This is a genomic window from Moorena sp. SIO3E8 (genome assembly GCF_010692445.1).
GTDB classification, from domain to species: Bacteria; Cyanobacteriota; Cyanobacteriia; order Cyanobacteriales; family Coleofasciculaceae; genus Moorena; species Moorena bouillonii.
Genome location: NZ_JAAHHM010000363.1, coordinates 1 through 1,296 on the forward strand (window position 1 = coordinate 1; position 1,296 = coordinate 1,296).

At 55.2% G+C, this 1,296-nt stretch carries 2 protein-coding genes; one reads left to right on the top strand and one right to left on the bottom strand.

Going from position 1 to position 1,296, the window contains the following annotated elements; genetic code table 11:
* The coding region (locus F6K46_RS39810) for a hypothetical protein (RefSeq protein WP_293118212.1) at window positions 1-213 on the bottom strand (213 nt) is incomplete at its 3' end.
* Between the two features lie 416 nt (window positions 214-629).
* Between F6K46_RS39810 and F6K46_RS39815 the strand changes: the two genes are divergently transcribed.
* Window positions 630-1,296 (top strand): extracellular solute-binding protein (locus F6K46_RS39815; RefSeq protein ID WP_293118215.1); only part of this gene is annotated, 667 nt, incomplete at its 3' end.

The window sequence follows — 1,296 nt, forward strand, 5'->3', positions numbered from 1 at the left end:
TGCGGTCTCGGGTTTTCGGCGCGGCGGCGGCGGGGGATCCCGGACCACAATGGCCTCTTCGATCGCTTCCGGTTCGGTCAGGTCGATCGGCACGGTCGAGTCGGACTCGATCGAAGCCTGAACTTCTTCCGGATCGGGAGCCGGCGGATCTAGTTGAGTACAACCGGACACCGCCAGGAATACCGGCCCCACAACAGCCCAAGGACGAATCATATTGCAATTCTCGACACAAGGTCGCGATGACCTAGTTTTGTCGCCTGTCTCTACTTCGATTCAACATCCCTGTCCGTGTTTACTGCCAGTTTTCGGAGCTGAACGCCGGATTTTCTCTCTGAACGACTTCAGAGCAGCCCCTTACCCCTACAAGCAAACAACCGCGGCTGGATGTGATCATTTTGTGTCCGCACCGTCAGAATAGCATGCAACGGCGATTGGCGGAAATGTCGTATTTTGTATTACTTTAATCACTTAATCGTTGGAATCGCCTCTAAAACTTGAGTGGAATCATGGAGATTCGCCTCAACGATTGACAGACGCGCCCGCCCGTCCTGAAATCAGGCGAAGCATAAGGGGTTTGGCAGAGAAAAAAGCCATAAAGCCCACAGCTCAATGACACTGGGAGACATTGTATGAAATTCCTAACAAAATCGGCGCTTGCTGCGGCGTTTATCGCGGGTGCCGGTGCGCCCGCCTTCGGCCAGGACGCCGTCGTGAATGTCTATAACTGGTCAGACTATATCGACGAGACCATTCTCAAGGACTTCGAAAAGGAAACCGGGATCAAGGTCGTCTATGACGTCTTCGACTCGAACGACATTCTGGAGACCAAGCTTCTGGCCGGCGGCACCGGCTACGACGTGGTGGTGCCCAGCGGCACCTTCCTGTCCCGGCAGATCCAGGCCGGCGTATTCCAGCCGCTCGATAAGTCGAAACTTTCCAATCTTGGCAACATGTGGAATGTGGTGAGCGAACGCACCGCCAAGTACGATCCTGAAAATGCCCACTCGATCAACTACATGTGGGGCACGACGGGAATCGGCTACAACGTGAAGATGATTGCCGAACGCATGCCGGACGCACCGGTCGATTCCTGGAAAATGATCTTCGATCCCGAAGTGATTTCCAAGTTCGCCGACTGCGGCGTGTTCATGCTGGATGCCTCGGATGAGATGATCCCCGCTGCCCTGAACTATCTCGGCGAGGACCCGGACAGCCACGACCCGAAGGTCATCGCAAAGGCGGAAGAGCTTCTCCTCTCGATCCGTCCCCACATCCAGAAGTTCCATTCTTCGGAGA